Origin of the sequence: Saccharopolyspora endophytica, assembly GCF_018070075.1 — a bacterium.
In the GTDB taxonomy this organism is placed as follows: Bacteria; Actinomycetota; Actinomycetes; order Mycobacteriales; family Pseudonocardiaceae; genus Saccharopolyspora; species Saccharopolyspora endophytica.
In genome coordinates this window covers 1-25192 of sequence record NZ_JAGPXE010000018.1, presented here as the reverse complement: position 1 = coordinate 25192, position 25192 = coordinate 1, and the positions used below count along the sequence as shown (strand labels likewise).

Annotated in this window: 24 protein-coding genes; 7 read left to right on the top strand and 17 right to left on the bottom strand. The window is 70.7% G+C overall.

Going from position 1 to position 25192, the window contains the following annotated elements:
• Positions 1-76 precede the first annotated feature (76 nt).
• Together KBO27_RS30390 and KBO27_RS30385 are read left to right on the top strand one after the other, a co-directional pair.
• Positions 77-721 carry a TetR/AcrR family transcriptional regulator gene (locus KBO27_RS30390; RefSeq protein ID WP_210973293.1) on the top strand — a complete coding sequence of 215 codons (645 nt, stop codon included), beginning with the start codon at positions 77-79 and terminating at the stop codon, positions 719-721.
• A 74-nt stretch (positions 722-795) separates the two neighbouring features.
• The gene (locus tag KBO27_RS30385; RefSeq protein WP_210973292.1) at positions 796-1350 is read left to right on the top strand and encodes a glycerol-3-phosphate responsive antiterminator; all 555 of its coding nucleotides are present in this window, start codon (positions 796-798) and stop codon (positions 1348-1350) included.
• Between the two features lies 1 nt (position 1351).
• Here the strand turns inward: KBO27_RS30385 and KBO27_RS30380 are convergent, their stop codons facing one another.
• The 8 genes from KBO27_RS30380 to KBO27_RS30345 all read right to left on the bottom strand — a co-directional run bounded on the left by KBO27_RS30380 (position 1352) and on the right by KBO27_RS30345 (position 10417).
• Complete coding sequence (locus KBO27_RS30380; RefSeq protein WP_210973291.1) at positions 1352-2779, bottom strand: FGGY-family carbohydrate kinase; 1428 nt, start codon at positions 2777-2779, stop codon at positions 1352-1354.
• A gap of 128 nt (positions 2780-2907) precedes the next feature.
• Positions 2908-4365, bottom strand: a complete 1458-nt coding sequence (locus KBO27_RS30375) for an FAD-binding oxidoreductase (protein ID WP_210973290.1) — start codon at positions 4363-4365, stop codon at positions 2908-2910.
• Positions 4366-4394: 29 nt separating this feature from the next.
• On the bottom strand, positions 4395-5171 hold the full coding sequence (locus KBO27_RS30370; RefSeq protein ID WP_210973289.1) for an SDR family oxidoreductase: 777 nt from the start codon (positions 5169-5171) through the stop codon (positions 4395-4397).
• Positions 5172-5200: 29 nt separating this feature from the next.
• Complete coding sequence (locus KBO27_RS30365) at positions 5201-5980, bottom strand: MFS transporter (RefSeq protein ID WP_210973288.1); 780 nt, start codon at positions 5978-5980, stop codon at positions 5201-5203.
• The gene (locus KBO27_RS30360) at positions 5968-6477 is read right to left on the bottom strand and encodes an MFS transporter (protein ID WP_210973287.1); all 510 of its coding nucleotides are present in this window, start codon (positions 6475-6477) and stop codon (positions 5968-5970) included. The genes KBO27_RS30365 and KBO27_RS30360 overlap by 13 nt, the downstream gene beginning before the upstream one ends.
• Before the next feature lie 271 nt (positions 6478-6748).
• Positions 6749-7606 carry a sugar phosphate isomerase/epimerase family protein gene (locus KBO27_RS30355; RefSeq protein ID WP_210973286.1) on the bottom strand — a complete coding sequence of 286 codons (858 nt, stop codon included), beginning with the start codon at positions 7604-7606 and terminating at the stop codon, positions 6749-6751.
• Between the two features lie 37 nt (positions 7607-7643).
• A complete protein-coding gene (locus tag KBO27_RS30350) occupies positions 7644-8999 on the bottom strand; it encodes an MFS transporter (protein WP_210973285.1) in 1356 nt (451 codons plus the stop codon).
• 248 nt (positions 9000-9247) lie between these two features.
• Positions 9248-10417 (bottom strand): Gfo/Idh/MocA family protein, encoded by a 1170-nt coding sequence (locus tag KBO27_RS30345; protein ID WP_210973284.1) that lies wholly within the window; start codon positions 10415-10417, stop codon positions 9248-9250.
• A 222-nt stretch (positions 10418-10639) separates the two neighbouring features.
• Here KBO27_RS30345 and KBO27_RS30340 point away from each other — a divergent pair, with 222 nt between their 5' ends.
• The gene (locus KBO27_RS30340; protein WP_210973283.1) at positions 10640-11467 is read left to right on the top strand and encodes a sugar phosphate isomerase/epimerase family protein; all 828 of its coding nucleotides are present in this window, start codon (positions 10640-10642) and stop codon (positions 11465-11467) included.
• Positions 11464-12483: a Gfo/Idh/MocA family protein gene (locus tag KBO27_RS30335; protein ID WP_210973282.1), complete on the top strand. Its 1020-nt coding sequence runs from the start codon at positions 11464-11466 to the stop codon at positions 12481-12483. The genes KBO27_RS30340 and KBO27_RS30335 overlap by 4 nt, the downstream gene beginning before the upstream one ends.
• 23 nt (positions 12484-12506) lie before the next feature.
• On the opposite strand, the gene KBO27_RS30330 is transcribed toward KBO27_RS30335, so the two are convergent.
• Together KBO27_RS30330 and KBO27_RS30325 are read right to left on the bottom strand one after the other, a co-directional pair.
• Positions 12507-14012 (bottom strand): glycerol-3-phosphate dehydrogenase/oxidase, encoded by a 1506-nt coding sequence (locus KBO27_RS30330; protein WP_210973281.1) that lies wholly within the window; start codon positions 14010-14012, stop codon positions 12507-12509.
• A gap of 4 nt (positions 14013-14016) precedes the next feature.
• Entirely contained in the window at positions 14017-14583 is a 567-nt protein-coding gene (locus KBO27_RS30325; protein WP_210973280.1) for a TetR/AcrR family transcriptional regulator, read from the bottom strand.
• Positions 14584-14600: 17 nt separating this feature from the next.
• Here KBO27_RS30325 and KBO27_RS30320 point away from each other — a divergent pair, with 17 nt between their 5' ends.
• Both KBO27_RS30320 and KBO27_RS30315 read left to right on the top strand, forming a co-directional pair.
• Positions 14601-16202, top strand: coding sequence for an FAD-binding oxidoreductase (locus KBO27_RS30320; RefSeq protein ID WP_246538528.1), 1602 nt, complete (start codon positions 14601-14603; stop codon positions 16200-16202).
• Positions 16199-17077: a diacylglycerol kinase gene (locus KBO27_RS30315; RefSeq protein ID WP_307870708.1), complete on the top strand. Its 879-nt coding sequence runs from the start codon at positions 16199-16201 to the stop codon at positions 17075-17077. Before KBO27_RS30320 ends, KBO27_RS30315 begins: the two co-directional genes overlap by 4 nt.
• A gap of 75 nt (positions 17078-17152) precedes the next feature.
• On the opposite strand, the gene KBO27_RS30310 is transcribed toward KBO27_RS30315, so the two are convergent.
• The 7 genes from KBO27_RS30310 to KBO27_RS30280 all read right to left on the bottom strand — a co-directional run bounded on the left by KBO27_RS30310 (position 17153) and on the right by KBO27_RS30280 (position 24830).
• The gene (locus KBO27_RS30310; protein WP_210973279.1) at positions 17153-18277 is read right to left on the bottom strand and encodes a S1 family peptidase; all 1125 of its coding nucleotides are present in this window, start codon (positions 18275-18277) and stop codon (positions 17153-17155) included.
• Positions 18278-18805: 528 nt separating this feature from the next.
• A complete protein-coding gene (locus KBO27_RS30305) occupies positions 18806-20413 on the bottom strand; it encodes a monocarboxylic acid transporter (protein WP_210973278.1) in 1608 nt (535 codons plus the stop codon).
• 21 nt (positions 20414-20434) lie between these two features.
• A complete protein-coding gene (locus tag KBO27_RS30300) occupies positions 20435-20776 on the bottom strand; it encodes a DUF485 domain-containing protein (RefSeq protein ID WP_132675594.1) in 342 nt (113 codons plus the stop codon).
• Between the two features lie 159 nt (positions 20777-20935).
• Positions 20936-22621: a sodium/solute symporter gene (locus KBO27_RS30295; protein WP_210973277.1), complete on the bottom strand. Its 1686-nt coding sequence runs from the start codon at positions 22619-22621 to the stop codon at positions 20936-20938.
• A 3-nt stretch (positions 22622-22624) separates the two neighbouring features.
• Positions 22625-22975, bottom strand: coding sequence for a DUF485 domain-containing protein (locus tag KBO27_RS30290; RefSeq protein WP_132675598.1), 351 nt, complete (start codon positions 22973-22975; stop codon positions 22625-22627).
• Positions 22972-23751 carry a LytR/AlgR family response regulator transcription factor gene (locus KBO27_RS30285; protein ID WP_210973276.1) on the bottom strand — a complete coding sequence of 260 codons (780 nt, stop codon included), beginning with the start codon at positions 23749-23751 and terminating at the stop codon, positions 22972-22974. Before KBO27_RS30285 ends, KBO27_RS30290 begins: the two co-directional genes overlap by 4 nt.
• A complete protein-coding gene (locus tag KBO27_RS30280; protein ID WP_210973275.1) occupies positions 23748-24830 on the bottom strand; it encodes a sensor histidine kinase in 1083 nt (360 codons plus the stop codon). Before KBO27_RS30280 ends, KBO27_RS30285 begins: the two co-directional genes overlap by 4 nt.
• 199 nt (positions 24831-25029) lie before the next feature.
• Here KBO27_RS30280 and KBO27_RS34480 point away from each other — a divergent pair.
• Positions 25030-25192, top strand: a 163-nt coding sequence (locus KBO27_RS34480; RefSeq protein WP_307870716.1) for an acetyl-coenzyme A synthetase N-terminal domain-containing protein, incomplete at its 3' end; no start/stop codon positions are given.

Sequence of the window (25192 nt, the reverse complement as noted above, 5' to 3'; positions counted from 1 at the left end):
TTCCCCGATCTGACACGGCAGTGTGTCAGAAATGTGATGGGTAGGATGCCACAGAAGCCGACCGGAGGAAAGAGCGATGACGCAGAACGCCGCGCACGAGCAGCGACAGGGTCGCCGCTACTCCGGGCTCGACGCCTCCGAGCGCACCCGGCAACGCCGCGAGGCGCTGCTGGAGGCGGCGCTGGAGCTGTTCGCCTCCCAGGGCTACCCGGCGACGTCGGTCAAGCAGCTCTGCCGGCAGGCCGGGCTCACCGAGCGCTACTTCTACGAGTCCTTCCGCGACCGGCACGCCTGCCTGATGGCGCTCTACGACGAGCTGATCGACCGGCTCCGCGCCGCCACCGTCGCCGCGCTCGACGACGAGATCGAAGCCGACGCGGTGACCTGGCGCGGCCTCTCGGCGTTCGTGGAGCACCTCACCGCCGACACCCGCCGCGCCCGCGTGATCCTGCTGGAGGTCGTGGGGATCTCCGCGGAGCTGGAGGACCGCAGGCACGCGGTCCTGCGGGACTTCGCCGAGATCACCACCGCCGTGTGGCTGCGCTTCGACGACCAGTCCGCCCCGAGCGACCGGCAGCGGCTGGCCGCCCTCGGCCTCGTCGGCGCGGTGAACCACCTGCTCGTCGACTGGCTCCACCGGGGGCGGCAGGAACAGCCGACCGTCCTGGTCGAGACCTGCTCCACCCTCTTCGAAGGCGCTCGCAAACAGCTCGAGTCCTGACGCCGGCTCGCGCCCCGGAACTCCGCAACGCCGCAGGTCATGCGCGGTGCGTCATGTGAGAGCATGGCGTCATCATGGAGGATCTGCTGCTCGACAACCCGGTCATCGCCAGCGTCAAGGACGATGCCGGGCTGGATGCCGCGCTCCGGTCGGAGTGCCCGGTCGTGTTCCTGCTCTACGGCTCGGTGCTCACCGTGCCGTCGCTGGTGCAACGGCTCAAGGACGCGGGGAAGACCGTCCTGGTCAACGTCGACCTCGTCGAGGGCTTCGTCGCCAAGGAGATCGTCGTCCAGTTCGTGCGGGAGACCACCGGCGCCGACGGGATCCTCAGCTCCAAGGCCGCTCTGGTGAAAGCCGCTCGCGCGCACGGACTTCTGGGCGTGCACCGGTTCTTCCTGGTCGACTCGTTCTCCTACCACAACCTCGGCAGGCAGATCGCGATCTCCAAGCCCGACTACGTCGAGATCCTGCCCGGCTGCGTGCCCCGGGTGATCACCTGGCTGCGCGCGGACATCGACGTGCCGATCATCGCCGGCGGCCTGGTGTGCGACAAGGACGACGTGGTCGCCGCCCTCGGAGCCGGCGCGGCGGCCATCGCCTCCTCGAACACCGACGTCTGGGCGATGTGAGTCAGCCGAAGATCCGGGCGGAGCGGCGGAACACCTCGTCGGTGTGCCGGGTGATGTCCCGGTAGACCTCGTGCTGTCGCGCGTAGAGCTCGTGGTTCGCCTCGTCGGGCCGGAACTCCTCGCCGACCGAGACCATCGCGGCCACCGCCTCGTCCACACCGGCGAACCGCCCGAGACCGACTCCCGCGCAGATCGCGGCACCCAGCCCGGCGCCGTCGTTGACCGCCGTGCGGACCGCGGGAACGCCGAAGACGTCGGCGATGATGCCCATCATCACGTCGGCACCCGCTCCGCCGCCGGAGACGATCACCCGCTCGAAGCCGGTGCCCAGCTCGTCGGCCATCGCGCCCGCCCGGTCGTACATCGTCAGCGCGATCGCCTCCAGCACCGAGCGGTAGAGGTGGAACCTCCCCTGCCGCCCGTCGAAGCCGAGGAACGCGCCCTTGCGGTGCGGCGCGTCGGTCGGTGCCAGCCAGTCCAGCACCGCCATCAGGCCGTCGCAGCCCGCGGGCACCTGCGCGGCACCCGCGTTGAGGTACTCCTCGGGGCTCAGGCCGGCTCGCCGCCCGCCCTCGACGACCTCCTCGCCGAGCAGGTCCCGCAGCCAGCTCACGGTCCACATGCCGCGCCGGATGCCGTCGCTCTCGTAGAGGTACTCGTGCGGGACGCTGCCGAAGTTGGTCCAGAACCCCGTGGCGCCGCGGACGTTCCGCTCGCCGACGGTCATGCTCGCGATGTAGGTGCCCAGCGAGATCAGCAGGTCCCCCGATCCGCGCAGCCCGCACCCCAGCGCCTCGACGGCCTTGTCGTTGGCGGTGGCCACGACCGGTAGGCCGACCGGCAGACCGGTGTGCTCGGCGGCGGCCGCGGTGACCCCGCCCAGGGTCTCCCCCGGCATGACCAGCTCGAAGAGCATCTCCTGCGGGATGCCCACCGGTTCCCGCACCTCCGGGTCCTTCGACCACTGCCAGGTGTCGGTGTCGATCGGCCACATGCCCTGGTAGTTCGCCGCGGTGTCCCGGAACTCCCCGGTCAGCCGGTGGGTGATGTAGCCCGAGGAGGTCGTGACGCGGGCGACCGACTCGTCGGTGTGGGCGTAGGGCCGGGAGACCCGCTCGTCCATCCAGCTCAGCACCGGCTGGGCGAGGGTTCCGTCGGCGCGCAGCAGCGCGCGGCAGAAGCGGATGGTGCACAGCCCGACACCGGCGATCTCGGCCGGGTCACCCGGGAAACCGGCCATCGCCTCGCGGCACGCGGCACCCACCGACGACCACAGGTCGTCGTCGGGGTGCTCGACCACCCCGGGACTCGGGGTGTGGTTGGGGCGCAAGGCCTGCCGCCCCCGGCTGACGGGGTTGCCGCGCTCGTCGAAGATCGTCACCTTCGTGCTCTGCGACCCGTTGTCGATGCCGATCAGGTAACCCGTCATCGCCTCTCCAAGCAAGATCTCTTCATCGGTTGCTTCGCTCGGTGGCGGAACCTGAGCGGCTCCGTCGCAATCACAACCATCTCCTGGGCGGGAAGGGCCGGCCGCGCCGTTGCGGCCGCCCTGCCTGCTCAGTCCGCGGGGAAGATCGTCCCGCGGTTCATGATCCCGCGCGGATCGAAGGCTTCCTTGAGCCGGACGAGCATCTGGTACGCGCTGCCGTGCTCCTGCTCGGTCCACTGCGCGCGGTACTTGCCGATGCCGTGGTGGTGCACCATCGAACCACCGTGCCGCAGGGCCTCCTCGACGATGATGGCGTTGAGCGGCTTGTGGTACTTCTCGATCTCCTCGCGGGGTTCGCAGTTGATCGCGTAGTCGTAGACGAAGTACATGTTCGTGCCGGTCTGGTAGCTGTGCGAGGAGTGCCCGCCCAGCATCGTCAGGTCCGCGGCGTGCGGGTACTCGGTGCGGATGCGGTGCATCACCGCGTCGTAGATCGCGCCCACGCTGGACCAGTCCGCCGAGACCTCGGTGGTGTAGCCCAGGCGCTGCTCGGCGAGCATGGTGTCCTGCTCGGCCTTGATCTTGTCGGGTCCCCAGTTGAGGTTGTCGAACCAGGCCTGGACGAGCGCCGGGTCGACGGCGGTGTGCGGGTGCTGGGAGACGACGCGCTCGATCTCGGCGCTGGTCGCCTCCACGATCCCCTTCGGACCCTCGGAGACGAACACGAGCACGCACTTGCCGTCGGCGAAGTGCGAGAAGTGCTGCGCGGCGTCCTCTTCGGAGTACACCCGCGCCACCGACGGCCGGAACCCCTCGGTGATCACCTCGCGCAGGATCGACACACCGGTGCGCACGTCGTCGATCAGGTAGCCGTGGAAGCGGTTGTTCTCCGGCTGGTGCTTGAACACCTTGACGGTGACCTCGGTGACGAAGCACAGCGCGCCCTCGTTGCCGATCACGACGTGCCGGATGTCCGGCCCGGCCGCGCGGCGCGGGACGTTCTTGATCCGGCTGATGGTGCCGTCCGGGAACACCGCCTCCAGCCCGACCACCATGTCCTCGATGCCGCCGTAGAGGGTCGAGAACTGGCCGATCGAGCGGGTCGCCACCAGTCCGCCCATCTGCGCCAGCGGCTTGGACTGCGGCGAGTGCCCGGTGGTCAGGCCCTGCTCGCGCAGCGCGTCCTCCAGCACCTGCAGCGGGACCCCGCACTGGGCGGTGGCCTGCATGTTCTCCTCGTCGATGCGCACGATGGAGGCCATCTCGGAGCCGTCGAGCACGATGGTGCCCTCGACGCTGGTCTCCAGCCCGCCCTCGGTGCCGGTGCGTCCGGTTCGCGGCACCACGTTGATCCGGTGCTCGTCGGCGAAGGCCAGCACTTCGGCGACCTGCCGGGTGTCGGCGGCGCGCACGACCGCGCTGGGCAGCGGGCCGTCGAAGATGCCGTGGACCGCGGTGTACTTCTTGAACCGGTCCACGCTGGCCTCGCGCAGCACCTGCTCGTCGGTCACCACCCGTTCGTCGCCCACGATCTCGCGCAGCCGCGCGACGATCTCGTCGTTGTCGAATGCCGTTGGTGCGGTCAAGGTTTCCTCCGTGTGGGTTGCGGGATGCGTCAGCGGGTGAGGTAGCCGCCGTCGACGGTGAGCACGTGCCCGTTGACGTAGTCGGAAGCGCGGGAGGCCAGGAAGACGGTGGCGCCCATCAGGTCTGCGACCTCGCCCCAGCGCCCGGCCGGGATGTGGTCCAGGACCCGCTGGTTGGCCTGGGCGTCCGCCCGGGTGCGCTCGGTGATCGCGGTGGCGAAGTAGCCGGGGGCGAGGGCGTTGACCTGGATGTTGTGCTGCGCGAGCTCATCGCAGTAGGCCTTGGTGAACCCGACGATGCCGTGCTTGGTCGCGGCGTAGGCCGGGGACCACTGGCCGCCGAGGAACGAGAACAGCGACGCGATGTTGATGATCTTGCCGGAGCGCTGCTCGGTCATGAACCGGGCCGCCTCGCGGCCCAGCTCGAACGGCGCGGTGAGGTTGACGTCGAGCATCGGGTCCCACTGCTCGCGGCCGAAGTCCTCCACCGGCGCCATCCGGCAGATCCCGGCGGAGTTGACCAGCACGTCCACCGAGCCGAGCCGGGAGACGCAGTCCTCGATCACCCGGCGAGGCGCCCCGGCCTCGGTGATGTCGACGTCCAGGAACTCCATCCGCCGGCCCTCGGCCTCGACGAGCTCGCGGGTGGTGCCGTCGTCGTCGAGCACGCTGGGGACGAACACGTCGGCGCCCGCCTTGGCCAGGGCCAGCGTGAACGCCTGACCCAGGCCGGTGTTGCCGCCCGTGATGACGGCGTTCTTGCCCGCGAGGGAGAACGCGTCGAGCGAGAAGTCGCGGATGTCCATGAATCGCCCTTCTTGAGTGTGGGAAGTGGTCACGCGGCCGGCGCGAACTCGGGGCCGGTGGCCTCGCGCGCCCGTCGCGACCGCAGGATGATCGTGGTGAGCACCGCGCCGAGCACCCCGGCGGCCACCAGGAACAGGAACATCGAGTCGTACCCGCCGCCGCGCTGGGGCACACCGGCGGCCGGGTCTCCGGTCCACCAGGCGGCCAGCGGCGGCAGGAACGCGTCCGGGAGGTAGGCCAGGCCGGAGGCCAGGCCGATGACACCGCCGCGCTGCCGCTCGGGGATGCCGACCTCGGCGACACCCGCCCAGTAGACCCCGCGGCTGCAGAAGACCATCAGGCACAGCGCGAACATCAGCACCAGCGCCACCCACTTCAGCCCGGATTGCCTGGGCAGCAGCAGGAACGCCGCCGAGATGACCGCCGCGCCCACGAACATCCAGCGCAGGAATCCCGCCGTGGACCGGGTGATCTTGTCCACGCACACCCCGCCGAGCGGACCCCCGATGAACTGGAACACGTAGGTGCGGGCCACCCCGATGGCGCCGATGAGCCCGGCGGCCATGCCGAACTCGTTCTCCAGCAGCGGCGAGAAGTAGCCGAGCGTGGTGTAGAAGCAGTACATCAGCATGATCGAGCCGCCGAGCAGCCAGGTGTAGCGGTTGCGGGCCGCGTCCAGCAGCTGCCGCAGGGTGAGCGCGCTGCTCCCGAGCGCGGCGAGCCGTTCGCGGTCGACCCGCACGACCCACCAGACCAGCCCGGCGAAGACGAAGGCCAGCACGCCGTAGATCCGGATCAGCGCCAGCACCCGTCCGAGGGCACGACCGCCCGGGCGACCAGCACCGCCCCGAACCCGCCGATCAGCGTCGAGGTCACGCCGCGCACCGCCTCCAGGAAGCCGAACAGCCTGCCCTGCTGCGAGGTGTCCCCGAGCATGCCGATGGCTTTGACCAGCGCCGACCAGTACAGCGCCATGCCGGTCACGGCCATCACCACGTGCGCCACGAGCACACCGGTGAAGCCCGGGGTGGTCGTGAGGTAGAGGTCGGCGACACCGGTTCCGGCGAGCGCGGCCACGATCAGCGAGCGGGGCGAGAAGCGGTCGGCGAACCAGCCGCCGAAGAAGTACATCACCGCCGCGACGGCGCCGAAGACGGCCATCACGGTGCCGTACTCCTGGCCGGTGAGCCCGAGCGCGGTGTAGGTCGGTTCGAGGAACACGAACCGGATGTAGGCGACCTGGAAGATGATCCCCGCCGTCATCGACAGGATCAGGTAGCTCGCCCAGTCCCGGGCAGTTCTCATCGTGGCCACCTCGTTGTGGTGAGTGCGGGTGCTCGGGATCGGCGGGAGAACCGATTCCGGGCATGAAAAAAGAGAACAGTCCCCCGGTGCGTGCACGGGTTACTGTTCTCTGCGTCTCTAGTAACCACTCGCGGCGAGCCGCGAGCGAATGTTCTGTTGTGCGACGGGTCCTGCCCGTCGGGCCGGAACGTTAGCCAGACCGCTTCCAGCGTGTCAAGTCCCCGCGTGAGGCGGAGCACGAGCCCTCACGCGGGGAGACGATCGAGTGCGGTCAGTAGCCGATGCTGCGGAGGTACTCGCGGGAGTCGCGCAGGCAGTCCATCGGGTCGCGGCCGTACTGGTCGTCCTGCTCGACGAAGAAGTACTCGGCCCCCGCCAGCTCGGCCGCGGGCAGCAGGTCCGGCCAGTTCATGTTCCCCTGGCCGACCTCCGCGAACTGCACGTTGGTGTTGAACAGGGTCATGAACTTCGCCCGGTCCTCGGGGTCTCCCGAGGCGATGAGGTCCACCGCCTCCGGCGGCAGCGGCAGCACCCGGAAGTCCTTGACGTGAATCGTCTTGCACACGCCGGAGTACTGCCGGAGCATGTCCCGGGGGGCCATGCCGCCGCGCTGCACCCAGTACAGGTCGACCTCGAAGGCCACCGTGGACGCGACTCTGCGCACGAGGTCGAAGATCCGCTCACCGTCGAACTGGGCGAGGTCGACGTGGTGGTTGTGGTAGAGCAGGGTGATGCCCTCGCCGGCCAGTCGCCGAGCCTGCTGCTCGCACTCGGCCGCCCACGCCTCGCAGGCGTCCTTGGACGCCATCGCCTCGTAGGGCATCATCCCGATCCGCACGTAGCGGGTGCCCAGGCGCCCGCAGTCGGCGACGATCTTGTCGAAGTCGGTGTCGAGGCTGTCGCCGGTGGCGAACGCGTTGCGCTTGAGCGCGACGGACAGCGCTCCGACGTCGAGACCCAGCTCGGTGAGGCCCTTTTCGAGATCGGCGGTGTTGGCCTCGTCCATCGGGATCTGCGAGACCTCGACCGCGTCGTAGCCGAGGTCGCGCAGCTGGCGCAGGACCGGGAACATGCCCTGCTCCGCGACCTGCTGCTTGACCATCATCATCTGAACGCCGAGGACTGGCATGCGTTCTCCCATCGTCGTCGGGGTGTGCGAGATCGGATCAGAAGGTCCCTGCTTCGACGGCGGCCGTGCGCTCGTCCTGCCTGGCGACGTCCTTCGGGTAGGTCTTGTAGAAGGCGAACCAGTACACCGCGTTGAGCAGGTACGGAACGGTCACGAGGTAGAGCATGACCTGGGTCAGGCCCAGCGTTTCGCCGAGGAATCCCATGGCCAGCGTCAGCAGCGCCGAAAGTCCGCCCTGGATCAGGGAGAACAGCACGGCGAAGGCCGTCGCGGACAGCTGCTTGGGGGCGACCGCCGAGACCATCGGCAGCACGCAGGCGGAGAAGCCGATCAGCATGATCAGGCCGAACAGGAACATCACGACGTAGGCGACGATGCCCTTGCCCCAGTCGATCTGCAGCGCCACCACCGACATCCCGGCCACGGCGACCAGGTAGAGCTGCATCAGCATGATCCGTCCCCTGTGGCCGAAGCGCCGGACGAACCAGTCCCCGAGGAACCCGCCGAAGAAGGACGACAGCGCCATGCCACCGGAGAACACCGAGTACAGCAGCGCGGCCGAGGGCACGCCCCAACCGCGGGCGTCGACCATGAACGTCACGAAGTAGGTGAACAGCACGAGGCTGGTCACCAGCGGCAGCATCCCGCCGAGCAGCGCGATCGTGGGGATCTTGAACAGCTTCACGGCGTCGGCGAGGCGGAACCGACCCACGTCGGGATCGTCGGACACGGCGCTGCGCCGCTGCGGTTCCCGGACGAAGACCAGGATGGCGAAGCCGGACAGCACGCTCAGCCCGCCCATGGCGAACATGCCGTAGCGCCACCCGTTGGGATCGTTGGCGAACAGGGCGATGGCCGGCCCGAGCCCCATGCCGATCAGCGATCCGAGGGAGCGGACCGTGCCGAAGGCGCGCCCTCGCTGCTCGTCGTCGAAGAGGTCGCTGAGCAGGCCGTTGGTGATCGGTTCGGAGGCGACGGTGCCGAGGACGCCGATGCTGTAGAGGATCAGCAGCGTCGTGAAGTTCGGCGCGAGGCCGGCCGCCGCGGTCCACGCGCCCCAGAGACCGGTGACGATGAACAGCACCTTCTTGCGGCCGAACCGGTCGGCGGCCATGGCCCACAGCGGTCCGGCGATCATGCGGGCGAACCGCGACAGGCTCGCCATGATGCCCAGGGCGCCGAGGCTGAGCCCGAAGGCGTCGCGGATCAGCGGGAAGAACGTGTTGATCAGGCTGTTCTCGGAGTTGTCGACCGCGCTGGCCGCCGCGAGGGAGCCGATCGCCTTGCCACGGCCCTTCACGGGTGCCGCACCGGGTTCCTCCGGGGCCGCGGTGAGGTTGCCGGTGTTCGCTCTGCCGGAGGAGTCGGAACCGTCCGCGTGGTTCACGCTCATCGGGTACGTCCTTTCGCCGGGCGCTCGTCGTTGGGCGACCGCGGGTGCGAGAGGCTGGGCGGCGGTGACGATCGGTGCTCACCCGTCGTCCAGCCCGAGGTGCACACCATTGCGACAGACGTCACAGCGGGACAGAAGCGGTTGCCAGTAGTTGCAGCCGAACCCCCTCCTGACCTGCTCTCCCGGCCGACAACAGGACGCCCTGGCTCCGCCTGCGGGAGGCGGAGCCAGGGCGTCCTGCTGCGGGGTCAGGCGCCTGCCGGGCGTTCGGGGAACTCGCCCTCCGCGCGGATGCGCTTGTTGAGCTCGGCCAGGTAGAGGCCCTCGTCGAAGTCGAGCGGGACCTCGTGGCCGAGCCAGCTCGACAGGTGGATCGCGTTGGCCAGCCGCACCCCGTTGACGCCCTCGCTGCCCGGCGCGAGCAGCGGCGTGCCGTCGAGGACGTTCGCCGCGAAGTTCTCCAGAACGCCCGAATGCTGGGCGCCCCAGGCGGATTCGAACTCGATGACCTCCTGGGAGTAGTAGGTCGTCGGGTCCACCTCGCCCTTGAAGAGCTTGCGCACGTCGTCCATGCCCATGCGGTCCGAGAGCGCGCGCTCGTCGTCGACCAGGCGGGTGACGGTGGCGGTCTTCGAACCGTCGACGACGATCTTGCCGCGGTCGCCGAGGATCTCCAGCCGGTCGGTCCCGGCGAGGTCGTGGACGGCGGTGACGAAGGTGCCGGTGGCCCCACCTCCGTAGTCGACCACGGCCGTGACCTCGTCCTCCACGGCGATGTCTCGGCGGAAGCCGTAGGCGACCTTGGCGTACACCGACTTCGGGACGCCGCAGATCCACTGCCACAGATCGAGCTGGTGCGGCGCCTGGTTGACCAGGACGCCGCCGCCCTCACCGCCCCAGGTGGCGCGCCACGCCGACTGCTCGTAGTAGCCCTGCGGGCGCCACCAGGTGGTGATGATCCAGTTCGTCCGCCGGATCGCGCCGATCTCGCCGTCGTCCACGATCTGCTTGATGCGCTGGTACAGCGGGTTGTTGCGCTGGTTGAACATGATCGCGAACGTCAGCTCGGGGTGCCGGGCGGCGCACTCGTTGAGCTCCTCGACCTGCTTGGTGTAGACCCCGGCCGGTTTCTCGACCAGCGCGTGGACACCGGCCCGCAGCGCGTCGATGCCGATCTGCGGGTGCAGGTAGTGCGGCACCGTCGTCACGACGGCGTCCACCTCTCCCCCGGCCAGCAGCGACTCGTGGTCCTCGTGCACCGGGACGCCGTGCTCGGCAGCGGCCTCCCGCCTGGCGGCCTGGACGTCGGCGATGGCGCCGATCTCGACGTTGGGGACCAGGCCGTCCTCGATGAACTTCGCGTACGCCGAGCCCTGGGCCCCGAAACCGATGATCCCGAGCCGGACCTTCCTGGACATGGGCGTTTCTCCTTCGTCTCGCGAGCGAGTGGCCGCGCCTCCTGCCGAAGAGGTGCACTGGTGACTCTGCGCGCTCGTCCCCGGGACGGCCACGGGTTGCCAGCTGTTTCCGGCCGTTGCTCCGGTCGGGCGTGGCAACAAGCGGCAACCCGTAGGAGTGCCGTGGATCACCCATCATGGTGGGGAAGACCTCTCGACCCGGCTCAGTGAGGAGCACCCCGCATGTGGACGCTCTCGGGATTCTCCGACGAGATCTCGCCCGAGCTCACCGAGCAGGCCTCGCTGCTCGGCGAGCTCGGACTGTCGTACCTGGAGTTCCGCAGCGCGTGGGGCACCAACGTTCTCGACCTCGACGACGAGCAGCTCACCCGGGCGAAGGACCTGCTCGACACCCGCGGCCTGCGGGTGTCGAGCATCGGATCGCCGATCGGCAAGATCTTCCTCGACGAGGACTTCGAGGCCCACCTCGACCGCGCCCGTCACGCCGTGGACGTCGCGCACCGCTTCGACGCCCCCTACATCCGGGTCTTCTCGTTCTTCATGCGCCCCGGCAGCGACCCCGACCACGCCCGCGACGAGGTGCTGCGCCGCATGCGCGCCCTCGCCGAGGTGGCGGAGCGGGGCGGCGTCGTCCTGCTGCACGAGAACGAGAAGGAGATCTACGGCGACATCCCCCGCCGCTGCGTAGACCTGCTCGAATCGGTGGGGTCGCCGAACCTCCGCGCGGCGTGGGACGCCGCCAACTTCGTCCAGGTGGGCGTGCGGCCCTTCACCGAGGGCTACGCAGCGCTGCGCCCGCACCTGGAGTACGTCCAGATCAAGGACGCGCACCTCGCCGACGGTGAGGTGTGCGCGGCAGGACGCGGCGACGGCGAGGTCGCCGAGACCGTCCGGGCGCTGCGCGAGGACGGCTTCGACGGGTTCTTCTCCCTCGAACCGCACCTGTCGCAGGCGCACAGCCTCGGCGGGTTCTCCGGTCCCGAGCTGTTCACCGAGGCGTGGCAGGCGTTCACGGCCCTGCTGAAGGAGGAAGGGATCGAGCACCGATGATCACAGCGGCCGTCATCGGGTGCGGCGACGTCTCGACCGTGCACCTGGAGGCGATCGAGGCGTTGGACGACGTCGAGCTCGTCGCCGTGTGCGACACCGACCCCGCGGCACTGACCTCGACGGCCGAGCGCTGCGGCGTCGCCGGGTTCGCCGACCACCGCGCTCTCCTGGACGCGGTGCGCCCCGACGTCGCCCACGTCTGCACTCCGCACCACCAGCACGCGCCCGTGGCCCTGGACCTGCTCGACGCCGGCGTGCACGTGCTCGTCGAGAAACCGCTCGCCCACACCCTCGACGAAGCCGAGCGCCTGGTCGAGGCCGCCGAGCGCGGCCGCAGCCGGGTCGGCGTGTGCTTCCAGAACCGGTACAACGCCACCGCGCAGGCCGCGCGCGAGGTGCTCGGTTCCGGCGAGCTGGGCCCGGTGCTCGGCGCGACCGCGACCGTGATGTGGACCCGCACCCCGGACTACTACCGCGCGAAACCGTGGCGCGGCAGGTGGGCCACCGCCGGTGGTGGGCTGCTCATCAACCAGGCCATCCACACCCTCGATCTGGTGCAGTGGCTCGTCGGCGACGTCGTCGACGTCCAGGGCCGCGCCTCCACCCGCCGGCACCTCATCGAGGTCGAGGACACCGCCGAGATGCTGCTGACCCACGACGGCGGAGCGCGCAGCCTGGTGTTCGGCTCGCTGGCCAACGTGGTCCACGCACCTGTCACCCTCGACATCACCGCCGAGCGCGGCACCCTCTCGATCCGCGGTGACCTCACCATCACCCACGCCGACGGGCGGGTCCGCACGGTGGCCGAACGCCGGTCGGGCTCGAACGGTCGCTCCTACTGGGGCGCGTCCCACGAAGCGCTCATCCGCGACTTCTACGCCCGGCTCGACGAGGACGAACCGTTCTGGATCAGCCCCCGCGAAGCCACGAAAGCACTGCGCGTGCTCACCGAGGTCTACGCCCAGAGCGACCTCGCCGGACCACCACGCACGGCCTCCCCCAGCCACGCGCGTTAGTCCGGCGGCCACGCCAGGTGCCGTCAGCCCAGGCTCAGCGCTTCCTCGGCGGCGTTGGTCGCGAGCTCGCGGTCGGCCGCGACCAGGCCGAGCCGGGTGCGCCGGTCGAGCAGGTCGGAGACGTCGAGAGCGCCCTCGTGCCGAACCGCGAAGCGCAGTTCGGCCGGGGTGATGTCCACCCCGTCGATGGGTTGCAGGAGTCGCCGGTCACCGCCGGCCTCGGCGATCACGGCCGTCGCCTCCGTTCCGTAGCGGGAGATCAACCGCTGCGGAGCGTCCACGGTGGACAGTCGTGCGGAGCTCGCCGCGCCGACGAGGGGGAGCTCCCGCGTGCGGCACGGCCGGGTGGTCAGCGCGGTGGCGTCCACGGCGTCCTGCGCCATCTTGCGGTAGGTCGTCAGCTTCCCGCCCACGACGCTGATCACGCCGTTGTCGCCGGTGATCACCGCGTGCTCGCGGGAGAGGTCCGAGCTCTGACCGCCACCGGCGTCCAGCAGGGGCCGCAGGCCGGAGTACGTGCCGAGCACGTCCTGCTCGCGGATCGGTCGCGCCAGCACGGAGTTGACCGTCTTCAGCAGGAAGGAGATCTCCTCGGCCGAGGCGGTCGGCACGTCGGGAATCGGGCCGTCCTGCTCCTCGTCGGTGAGTCCGATGTAGACCCTGCCGTGGCCGGCGGGAAGCGCGAACACGAATCGGTTGGTGGTGCCGGGGATCGGCACCGTCAGCCCCGCGTCCAGCCCGCCGAACACCGCGTCGGAGACGACCAGGTGCGTTCCGCGGCTCGGGCGCAGGCGCAGTCCCGGCGCCACCTCGCCGGCCCACACCCCGGCCGCGTTGATCACCTTCCGGGCTCGGACGTCGACGGTCTCGCCGGTGAGCCGGTCCCGCAGCACGGCACCGTCACCGGTCACCTCCTCCGCCGCGCAGCGCGTCAGCACGCGAGCCCCGTGCGACGCCGCGGTCCGCGCGAGGCCGACCACCAGCCGCGCGTCGTCGACGAGCTGACCGTCCCACGACAGCAGGCCGCCGCGCAGCCCTTCCTGCCGGACGGTCGGCACCATCCGCCGCGTCTCCACGCGGGAGACCCGCCGCGGCGGGGCCAGCACCGATCCGGAGGTCCCGGAGCCGCGGCGCAGCAGGTCGCCCGCGACGAACCCGGCGGCCACCAGCGCTACCTGCTTCGCGCCGACGCCCGAGAGCAGCGGCACCAGCTGCGGGAGCGGGCGGATCAGGTGCGGCGCGGTGCGCTCCATGAGGATGCGGCGTTCCACGGCGCTCTCGTAGGCGATCCCGACGTTGCCGGAGGCCAGGTAGCGCAGTCCGCCGTGCACCAGCTTCGAGCTCCACCGGCTGGTGCCGAAGGCCAGGTCGTGCTTCTCGGCCAGCACCACGCTCAGGCCGCGCGAGGCGGCGTCCAGCGCGACGCCCGCGCCGGTCACACCACCGCCGACGACGAGCAGGTCGACCTCGTCCCCGTCGGCGAGCTCGGTCAGGTCCCTGGTGCGCCGGGCGGCGTTCAGCGAGATCATCAGATCACTCCTGGGGGCTGAGGTAGGCGTCGAGCACGACGCGCAGCTGCGCGTCGAGGCGTTCCGGGGGGAGCGCGTCGGAGACGATGCGGGCGGACAGGACCGCGGACTGCGCCAGCAGCAGGACCATCGCGGCGAGCTCGTCCGGGTCTCCTCGGCGGATCGTGCCGCTGTCCTGCCCGCTGCGGATGGCGGCGGTGAGGACGTCGAGGATGCGCTGCTGGCTGGCCCCGAGCCGGTCGAACACGTAGGTGGTCAGCAGCTCCGGGTCGGTTTCGAGGATCTTGACGAACAGCGGGTGCTGCCGGACGGCCGACACGGTGCGCACGATCCCGTCGATCCCGTGCTCGCGCGTCCCTTCCCCGGTGTCGGCGGGGATCAGGGCGACGAGCTCGCGGGTGAGCAGGTCCGCGGACAGCGTTCGCACGTCGGGCCAGCGCCGGTAGACCGTCGGGCGACTCACCCCTGCGCGGCGGGCGATCTCCGCCAGGGTGGTGCGCCGCATGCCGACCGCGAGCACGCACTGCTTCGCGGCGTCGAGGATGGCATCTTCGTTACGGCTTGACGTCATATGTAAAACTGTAACGCATGACTGAACTTGAGCACCGCACCCCGGAGCAGGAGTGGAACGCCTGGGGCACCGCCGAGGGGGCGAGCCCCGTTTCCGAGGAGGTGCGCACCCTCATCGAGCAGGGGCTCGGCGTGGAACGCCGGGACACCCCATCGGTGAGCCGCTCCCAGGTGCGCGTCGGGGAATCGCGACTGACCGCCGAGGTCCGCTCGGCGGTGGCCGCGATCGTCGGTGACGACGGCGTGCGCACCGACGACGACACCCGGCTGCTGCACTCGGGCGGCAAGAGCACCCCGGACCTGCTGCGCCGCCGCGCCGGCGAGGCGGAGTCCGCGCCCGACGCCGTGGTGCTGCCCGGCTCCCACGAGCAGGTGTGCGCGGTGCTGGCGCAGTGCGCCGAGCACCGGGTGGCGGTGGTCCCGTTCGGGGGCGGGACCAGCGTCGTCGGTGGCGTGGAGCCGGAGCGCGGTGGCTTCAGCTCGGTCATCGCCCTGGACCTGCGGCTGCTGGACGGCCTGCTGGAGGTCGACGCCGAGTCGCAGACCGCGACCTTGCAGGCGGGGCTGCGCGGCCCGGAGGCCGAGGCCCTGCTGTCCGAGCACGGCTTCACCCTGGGCCACTTCCCGCAGAGCTTCGAGCACGCCAGCATCGGCGGGTTCGCGGCGACGCGCTCCTCCGGCCAGGCGTCGGCCGGGTACGGCCGGTTCGACGGCAAGGTGGTGCGGCTGCGCGTCGCGACCCCGAACGGCGAGCTCGACCTCGGCCGGGCTCCCGCGTCCGCGGCGGGGCCGGACCTGCGGCAGCTCTTCCTCGGCTCGGAGGGCGCGCTGGGGATCATCACCGAGGTGACCGTCCGAGTGCACCCGACGCCGCAGGAGGTGGAATCCGAGGCCTGGTCGTTCCCGGACTTCGCCACCGGCGCGAAGGCGCTGCGGCTGCTCGCCCAGGAAGGCGCGCTGCCCACCGTCGCCCGGCTCTCCGACGAGGCCGAGACGATGATCAACCTCGCCACGGCGCACGACGTCGGCAGCGGCGAGCAGACCGGCGGATGTCTGATGATCACGCGCTACGAAGGGCCCCGCATCGCCGCCCGCCCGCGGGTGGCGGAACTGCTCGCCGAAGCCGGCGGTTCCTCGCTGGGCGCCGGACCGGCCGAGAAGTGGGACCACGGCCGCTACCACGGCCCGTACCTGCGCGATGCGCTGCTCGACGTCAACGCCGTGGTGGAGACGCTGGAAACCGCGTGCACCTGGTCGCGGCTGGCGGAGACCTGCGACGCCGTGCGCGCGGCGCTCACCGAGTCGCTGCAGGCGCAGGGCACCCCTCCGCTGGTCATGTGCCACATCTCGCACGTGTACCCGACGGGTGCGTCGCTGTACTTCACGGTGGCCTGCGGGCGCGGCGAGGACCCGGTGGCGCAGTGGATGCGGGCCAAGCGCGCGGCGGGCGACGCCATCAGCCGATCCGGAGCCACCATCACCCACCACCACGCCGTGGGCGTGGACCACCGCGCGTGGCTGACCGACGAGATCGGCGAGCTCGGCGTCCAGGTGCTGCGGGCGGTCAAGTCCACTGTGGACCCCTCCGGCGTGCTCAACCCCGGCAAGCTGATCCCGTGATCACCGACATCGCCCTGCTGGTCAACCCGCGCTCCGGCCAGGGCCGGACCGCCGCCGTCGCGCTGCGCGCGCTGCGACACCTGCGGGCGTCCGGCGCGTCGGCGACGGTGTTGGTGGGCCGGGACGAGGCGGATTCGCTGGCGCTCGCACGCCGAGCCGTCGCGGCGGGGACCGGGGCGCTGGTCGCCTGCGGCGGCGACGGAGTCGTCAACACCGCGCTGCAAGCGGTCGCCGGGACGGACACGCCCTTCGGCGTCATCCCCGCCGGAACGGGCAACGACCACGCCCGGATGCTCGGCGTCCCGCGCCACGACCCGGTGTCCGCCGCGCAGGTGGTGCTCGACGGCGCCGTGCGCCCGATCGACCTGGGACGCGTCGGCGACCGCTGGTTCGGCACGGCGTTCGCCGGCGGCTTCGACGCCCTGGTCACCGAGCGCACCAACCGGCTGAAGTGGCCGCGCGGCAAGCTTCGCTACAACCTCGCGATGCTCGTGGAGCTGGCCCGACTGCGTCCGCTGGACTACGTCCTGGAGCTCGACGGCCAGGAGGTGTCGACGCAGGCGATCCTGGTCGCGGTCGGCAACGGCCAGACCTACGGCGGCGGCATGCGGATCTGCCCGGACGCGGTGCCCGACGACGGCCTGTTCGACGTCACCGTCATCGGACCGGCCCGGCGCGACCAGATCGTGCGGCTGCTGCCCACGATCTACCCCGGAACGCACGTCCAGCACCCGCAGGTGACGACCTACCGCGCCGGCCGGGTCCACCTGTCGACCCCGGGAGTCACGGGTTACGCCGACGGCGAGCGGTTCGCGGAGTTGCCGGTGACCTGCGAATGCGTCCCGCTCGCTGCCAAGGCCCTGGTGCCTTCCTGAGCGAGCGGAATCCCTCGGGGGGAACGCGTTGCTGCGACCCGGTGGTCGGCCGGGTCGCAGCAACAGCGTCACCACCTACTGGGTCAGGAGGGTCAACCCGTAGGCGGAGAGGGCTTCTCGGACCGGCTGGTAGTAGGTCTCGCCGCCCGTGCGGCAGTCACCCCAGCCGCCGGAGGTCATCCCCTGGGCCTGGTTGCCCGAGATGAACGAACCGCCGGAGTCTCCGGGTTCGGCGCAGACGTTGGTCCGGGTGAGCCCGCTGACCGTGCCCTCCTGGTAGCGCACCGACTGGTTCTTGGCCAGCACGGTGCCGCAGTGCCAGCCCGTGGTGGAGCCGGAGCGGCAGATCGACGAACCCAGCGGGGCTTCCGCGGACCCGGACACCCGGACGTACCCGTTGTTGTAGTTGTAGACGAGGGGGTATCCGGTGTCGTCGCTGCCGGTGTTGACGAAGGCGTAGTCGTTGCCGGGGAAGGACGATCCGGCGAAGTATCCGGTCGGCCGGGTGAGAGCACCACCCGGCGCACCGCAGTGGCCCGCGGTGACGAATCCACCTTGGACCGCGAAGCCCATCGAGCACCGCGCGCCGGAGGCGGTGTAGTAGGCGTAGCCGCCGACGACGTCGGCGTAGGTCTCCGGCTGCGCGGGGGACTCCACCACCCGCACCGATTCCTGCGGGACCTGCGCGTCGCGCACGAAACCGGTTGCCTGCTCGGCGGTTCCGGGCCGGGTGGTCACCACCACGGCGTTCTCCCGCACGTCGGCGTACCAGCCGGTCACCGCCGCGGGGGCCTGCGCGCCGCGGCCGTTGAGGGCTTCGACGATCCCGTCGAGCTGCTGCTCGCTCGCGGCGACCTGCCGGGGTTCGGCACCGGCCGCGCGCACCTCGTCGGACTTCGCCGCGTCGGTGGTCCCGACGACGAGCTTGCCCAGGTTCGCGTCGAAGTAGGAGCCGCCGTAGCTGCCCGCGAGCGCCTCGCGCAGCGCGCTGTCCGCTCGTGCGGCGACGGCCTCCTGGCCGAGCCGCGCCACGGCCTGGTCAGCGGTGAGGCCGAGGTCGCGCTGCATGGCCGCGACCAGCTCCGGCGACACCGGTGGACCGGCGGGTTCGGCGATGGTCGCGGGTGCGGTCAGCGCTGCGACCGTTCCAGCGGCGACCAGCGCCGCTCCGGTGATTCGTGCTGCGGTTCTGGGTTTCATCGGACGCCTTTCGCTCAGGGATCAGCGGCCCGATCCGGGCGCGCGGGATCCGCTGCAAGGGAGTCGATCAAGGCGATCGGTCAGACCACCGATCAATGAGTGAGCCGATAAAGTGCCAGTGGGGCCAGAGAAATCATCGGACGAGAAGAAGATTAGCCTGGTTTCACCCGCAATCAACTATTCGTCGCGGGAACGAGCATTTTTCGCCAAAGCCTTGCGGACCTCACCGGAATTCGCCCAAAGCAGGCGCGGTGAACCCGTTCGCACCAACCACGAGCCGCGAACAGCGCCCGTGCGACGGAGGCGAACGGCCGATGCCGGATCCTCGCCTGCGCGCCTTCGGCCCTGACGGGAAAGGGGTGAACCTGCCCACCCGAAACGGAGTCTTTGATTCCTCTTCGTCATTCTGCGGCCGAACCGCATTCCGCGACCGGACTCAATTCTGCGAGCGCCTGGAACGCGCGGTGGGCCGGGGCGCGAGAGGGGATCGCGCCCCGGCCCACCGGGGACCGCCGTGCAGGACGACGGTCAGTGTGCGGACGCCTTCTCAGCGCCCGCGCCGGTCAGCGAGCGAACCTCCATCTCGGCGTACTTGTCCTCCAGGTGCTCCTTGGACAGGACCGTGCCCAACCACCCGAAGAAGAACGCCGCCGGGATCGAGACCAGACCCGGGTTCTGCAGCGGGAACCAGTGGAAGTCCACGTTCGGCAGCATCGAGTCCTCGGTCCCGGACACCGCCGGGGAGAACACGATCAGCACCACGGTGGTGACCAGACCGCCGTAGATGCTCCACAGCGCACCGGAGGTGTTGAACCGCTTCCAGAACAGCGAGTACAGGATCGTCGGCAGGTTCGCCGAAGCCGCCACGGCGAAGGCCAGCGCCACCAGGAACGCGACGTTCTGGTTGCGGGCCAGGATGCCGCCGACGATGGCGACCGCGCCGATGACCACAGCGGTGATCCGCGCGACGCGGACCTCCGCGTCCTTGTCCTCGACCTTCCCGCGCTTGATCACGTTGGCGTAGATGTCGTGGGCGAACGACGCCGACGCGGTGATGGTCAACCCCGCCACCACGGCCAGGATCGTGGCGAAGGCGACCGCGGCGATGAACCCGAGCAGCAGCGGTCCGCCCAGCGCCTGGGCGAGCAGCGGTGCCGCGGAGTTCGACGAACCCGGCGCGTTCTTGATCGTCTCCGGTCCCACGATGGCCGCCGCGCCGTAGCCCAGCACCAGCGAGAACAGGTAGAACAGGCCGATCAGCCAGATCGCCCACACCACCGAGCGCCGCGCCTCCTTGGCGGTCGGCACCGTGTAGAAGCGCATCAGCACGTGGGGCAGACCCGCTGTGCCCAGCACCAGGGCGATACCCAGGGACAGGAAGTCCAGCTTGCTTGTCTCGGACTTGCCGTACTTGGCACCGGGGTTGAGCAGCTTCTCACCGGAGGACGCCCGATCGACCGCCGCCTGCAGCAGGCCGGAGAAGTCGAAGCCGTAGAGCCCCAGCGTCCACACCGTCATCACGGCCGCGCCGCTGATGAGCAGCACCGCCTTGATGATCTGCACCCAGGTGGTGCCCTTCATGCCGCCGACCAGCACGTAGACGATCATGATGACGCCGACGATCGCGATCACCAGCGCCTGCCCGCTCCCGCTGGACACGCCCAGCAGCAGCGAGACGAGCACGCCCGCACCGGCCATCTGCGCCAGCAGGTAGAAGAAGCTGACCATCAGCGTCGAGGTCGCCGCCGCGGCGCGCACCGGGCGCTGGCGCATCCGGAAGGCCAGCACGTCGCCCATCGTGTACTTGCCGGTGTTGCGCAGCAGTTCGGCGACCAGCAGCAGCGCCACCAGCCAGGCGACCAGGAAGCCGATGGAGTACAGGAACCCGTCGTAGCCGTAGAGCGCGATGGCGCCGACGATGCCGAGGAACGACGCCGCCGACAGGTAGTCACCGGCGATCGCGATCCCGTTCTGCGGCCCGGAGAACGCGCGGCCGCCCGCGTAGTAGTCGGCCGCGCTGCGGGTGTTGCGGCTGGCGCGCAGCACGACGACCAGCGTCACCACGACGAAGGCCGCGAAGATTCCGATGTTGAGCAGCGGGTTGCTTCCTTGCAACCCCTGCGCGAGGTGGTACATCCCAGCTACTCCTCAGGGTTTTCAGGAGGCGTCTTCGACCTTGGCGCGGATGCGTTCGGCCACCGGGTCCAGGTTCCGGTTGGCGTAGCGCACGTAGATCGTGGTGATGACGAAGGTGGACACGAACTGCAGCAGGCCCAGCACCAGCCCGATGTTGATGTTGCCGACGAGCTTGATCGACATGAAGCCGTGCGCGTAGTCGGCCAGCAGCACGTAGACCAGGTACCAGACGAGGAACAGCGCGGAGACCGGGAAGACGAACGCCCGCAGCCGCCGGCGCAGCAAGGCGAAGTCCTCGCTGGCGTGGGCCTCGTGCCACACATCTTCGGTGGGCGGCGGATTGGCCGAGTCGGTGGTGCTCACGGATCCTCCCTAACGTGTGAGGAGCGCCACGTTAAGGAAGCCGCGAGCAGCAGCGGGAGCCGTCCGGGACCGATGACCGCCGCACGAGACGAACGGTCGACGAACGGCGCGCCGACCGGGACGAGCGGTCGCGCCCGTCTCCGGCCCGTTACCTGCGGTTCAACATCGCGTTCGGGAGCGCGACGGTTCGTCCAGGTGCAGGCGCAGCACGGCGGTCTCCGCCCACGTCGGGGTCTTCCCGCGCAGCGAGACCGCGATCATGGTGGCGAAGGACAGCGGGACCGCCCACGGAGCGGGCTGGGCGAGCAGGATCGCGGGTACGCCGTCGAGCTGCGGGCCGAACAGGGTCGCGCCGATGGCTCCCGACGTGGCGGTCAGCCCGACGAGCACGCCCCACAGCGCTCCGGTCCGGGTCAGCCGCGGCCACCAGATGCCCAGCACCAGCAGCGGGCAGAACGTGGCGGCCGCGACGGTGAACCCCCAGGTCACGAGCACGCCGGCGGACAGGTGGGCCGCTTGCAGCGCGAGCAGGACGACCACGGCCGCCGCACCCAGCACGGTCCAGCGCAGCTGGCCGAGACCGCCCGGGGTGAGGTCGTGGGAGATCGCGCCGGACACCACCAGCAGCAGGCCCAGCGAGGTCGCCAGGAACGCCGCGAACGCCCCGCCCGTGAGCAGCGAGGTGAACACCGTGCCGACCCAGCCGGTGTCGACCTGCGCGGGCAGCCCGACCACGACCGAGTCGGTGACGCCGGAGAGGTACAGCTGCGGCACGAGCACCCGGCCGAGCGCGCCGTAGATGCCCGGGAACAGGTAGAAGCTGCCCAGCAGCAGCACGGTGATGGCCGCGGCCCGGCGTGCCGCTCGCCCGTCGGGACTGGTGTGGAACCGCACGATGACGTGCGGCAACCCCATCGTTCCGAACATGGTGGCCACCAGCACCGCCCAGGTCCCCAGGAGCGGATGACCGGCGTTCTCCAGGTCCAGCAGCGGTCGCCGCCAGTCCGGCCCGCCCGGCACGTCCATGCCGTCGATCTCGGGGACCGCCGCACCGGCGGGGAACGTCAGCGTCCGCCCCGCCTCGATCTCGTGAGCGCCCGGCGGCAGCGGCACCGGCCGTCCCTCGGCGTCGCGCGCGGTCACCGGCTCGGTGACGTCGAGGTCGACCGCGACGCGGAACGTCACCGGGGTGTCCTCGGCGAAGTGGGTGAACTGCACCGGGTGCAGCGCCTCGTGCCGCACCGCCGGGCCCACCTGCAGCACCAGCCACACCGCCGGGATCACGAACAGCAGCAGCTTCAGGCAGAACTGGAACGCCTGCACGTAGGTCGCCGCCCGCATGCCGCCCAGCGCGAGCGTCACCGACACCGCGGTCCCGGCGATGACCACGCCCACCCAGTACGGCGTCCCGCTGACGACGCTGAGCACCAGTCCCGCGGTCCGGAACTGCGGGACCAGGTACAGCCCGCCGATGATGAGCACCACCACCGCGGCCAGCCGCCGCAGCTCGGGCGAGGCGAAGCGGGCCTCGGCGAAGTCGGGCACCGTCAGCGCACCGGAGCGGCGCATCGGGGCGGCGACGAGCACCAGCATCGCCACGTACCCGGCGGTGAACCCCACCGGGTACCACAGCGCGCCCACGCCGTTGGACAGCATCAGCCCGGCCACGCCGAGGAACGACGCCGCCGAGAGGTACTCCCCCGAGACCGCCGCCGCGTTGACCAGCGGAGACACCTGCCGGGAGGCGACCAGGAAGTCCGAGGTGGTGCGCATGGCCGCCACCCCGCGCAGCCCGATCAGCAGCGTGAGGAGCACGACGACCGCGACGGCCAGCAGCGCGAACACGGCTCAGCGCTCCTCGACGCGCTCGGCCGCGCGCAGCTGCCACCGCGCCAGCGCGGCCATCGCCGGGAACGGCAGCAGCACCAGCAGCGCCCAGGAGACCGGGACGCCCAGGACCCGCACCTCGTCGAGCGCCGGAGCCGCGGCGAACACCAGCGGAAGCCCGAAGACCAGCGCGAACAGCAGGAGCAGCGTCACCGCGCCGAGCCTGCGCTGCGCCCGGTGCAGGGACCTGGCACGCAGGGCCTCCCCCGGTTCGAGGCGCGGTGCTCGCCAACGCCGCCGCATCATGCGGCGAGCGTGCGCCACCCGGGTTTGCGGGCTGGTCACCGCCACCCGCTTCGGCCCACCGCTCATCCGCGCCCCCGCGGGTGGGTGATCTCGGCCTGACGGGCGTTGTCCAGCAACCGCTCCCGCAGGTCCCGGGCGTGCCTGCGGCTGACCGGGACGTCCCCGGCGTCGGTGTGGGCGTTGAGCGCCCCGGCGGAGTCGCTGCGCAGTTCCCGCACCGCGTCCAGCGACAGCAGGAAGCTGCGGTGCACCCGCACGAAACCGGCTCCCTCCCAGTACTCCTCGAGCCGGGAGAGCGGCATGCGCACCACGTGCACGCCGCTGCGGGTGTTCAGCCGCACGTAGTCGCCGTGCGCCTCGACGAACAGCACCTCGCTGCGCCGCACGTAGCGGGTTCGCCCCGCCGTCTCGACCGGGAGCGCGACCATCGCGTCCGGCTGCGAGGGAACGGGTTCGGCCACGTCCTCAGTGGCCAGCAGCCGGGTGACGCGATCCAGCGCCGCCGAGAGCCGTTCCGCGCGAACGGGTTTGAGCAGGTAGTCAACGGCGCCGATGTCGTAGGCCTGCACGGCGTGCTGCTCGTAGGCGGTGACGAACACGATCACCGGCGGCTCGCTCATCTTCGCCAGCAGCGAAGCCAGCTCCATGCCGTCCAGCCCGGGCATGGAGATGTCCAGGAACACGACGTCGAACCGGTCGCTCTGCAAGGTGCGCAGCGCGCTCAGCGAGTCCGAGGCCGCCGCGACCTCGGCGACTTCCGGGGCCTCCCGCAGCAGCCTGCACAGCTCGTCGAGCGCGGGCGGGAGGTCGTCCACGGCCAGCGCGCGCAGTCCTTCGCTCAACTCGGCACCACTCCCGGATGGAATCGCGGGACGCGGACGACCACTCGGGTACCCGCTCCCTCGGCGGTTTCCACGACCAGCCCGTACCAGGCCCCGTAGACGCTGCGCAGCCGCCGGTCGACGTTGGCCAGCCCGACCGAGTCGGCCGGTCCGTGCCCGGCGAGGATCGCCTCGGCGTGCGCGGGGTCCATGCCGACCCCGTCGTCCTCGACGCTGATGACCAGGTCGTTGCCCTCGGCTTCGCCGCGCACCTGCACGGTGCCGACGCCCTCGGAACCCGGGGTGAACCGGGGTTCCATGCCGTGCCGCACGGCGTTCTCGACCAGCGGCTGCAGCACCAGGTACGGGATCGCCACGGCCAGCACCTCGGGCGCGACGCGGATCTGCACCCGCAGCCGCTCCCCCAGCACCGCCCGCTGCAGGGCGAGGTAGGTCTCGATGGCGTGGAACTCGTCGGAGACGGTGGTGTAGTCGCGGTGCCGGGCGAGGCCGTAGCGGATGAACTCGGCGAAGTCGAGCATCAGCTCGTGGGAGCGCTCGGGGTCGGAGCGCACGAGCGAGCCGATCACGGTCATCGCGTTGTACATGAAGTGCGGGGAGATCTCGGCCCGCAGCGCGCGCAGCTCGGACTGCGCGGCCAGCTCCGCGGAGTGCTCCAGCCTGCCGTGCTCCAGCGCGTCCTCGACCCAGGCGGTGGCTTCGCGCACCGCGGACATCCGGACCTCGCCGTCGATGACCAGCACCCCGACGAGCTCCTCCTGCACCAGCAGCGGCATGGCCACCAGCGGTGGGCGGCCGCTGCGGGTTTCGGTGTGCAGCACGTCGGCCACCGAGGTCACCGCGTCCGGCTCGGCCTTGGACCTGCCGGACCACTGCAGCGACCCGGACAGGTCGCTGATCCCGACCGCGTTCACGTCGAGGAGCCGACGGAGGTCGCGCAGCGCGCTGGGCACCCCGGGTCCGGCGGGACCGGCGCGGAGGTTCACGGCCAGGCGGCGCGCGGTGCGCAGCACCGATTCGGAGTCCGAGCGCCGCAACGACCACGCGCCTGACGGCGTGCGGTTGGTCGGTACCGGCATCGAGATCCCCAAATCGCCATTGATGGATGCTGGGATGCTAATCCGTTCGGCTGACGTGAGCGAGACCGCTCATCCGCCGCTCGTCGCGGTGCAGGGGCGTTCGGACCCGTCAGCACGACGATCGGTCGCGCAGGTGGTGCCAGAGATCACGGGAGTTGCTTACGTTGCGTGCCCAGTACCGCGCACCGAGCATCAGGGAGTGTCCGTGAGCAACGAAGCCCACGACCGATTCGCACCGTCCGAGGATTTCGCGGCGCAGGCCAACGCCACGTCGGCGCTCTACGGCCAGGCCGATGCGGACCGCGAGGCGTTCTGGGCCGAGCAGGCATCGCGGTTGCAGTGGGACACCGAGTGGGACCAGG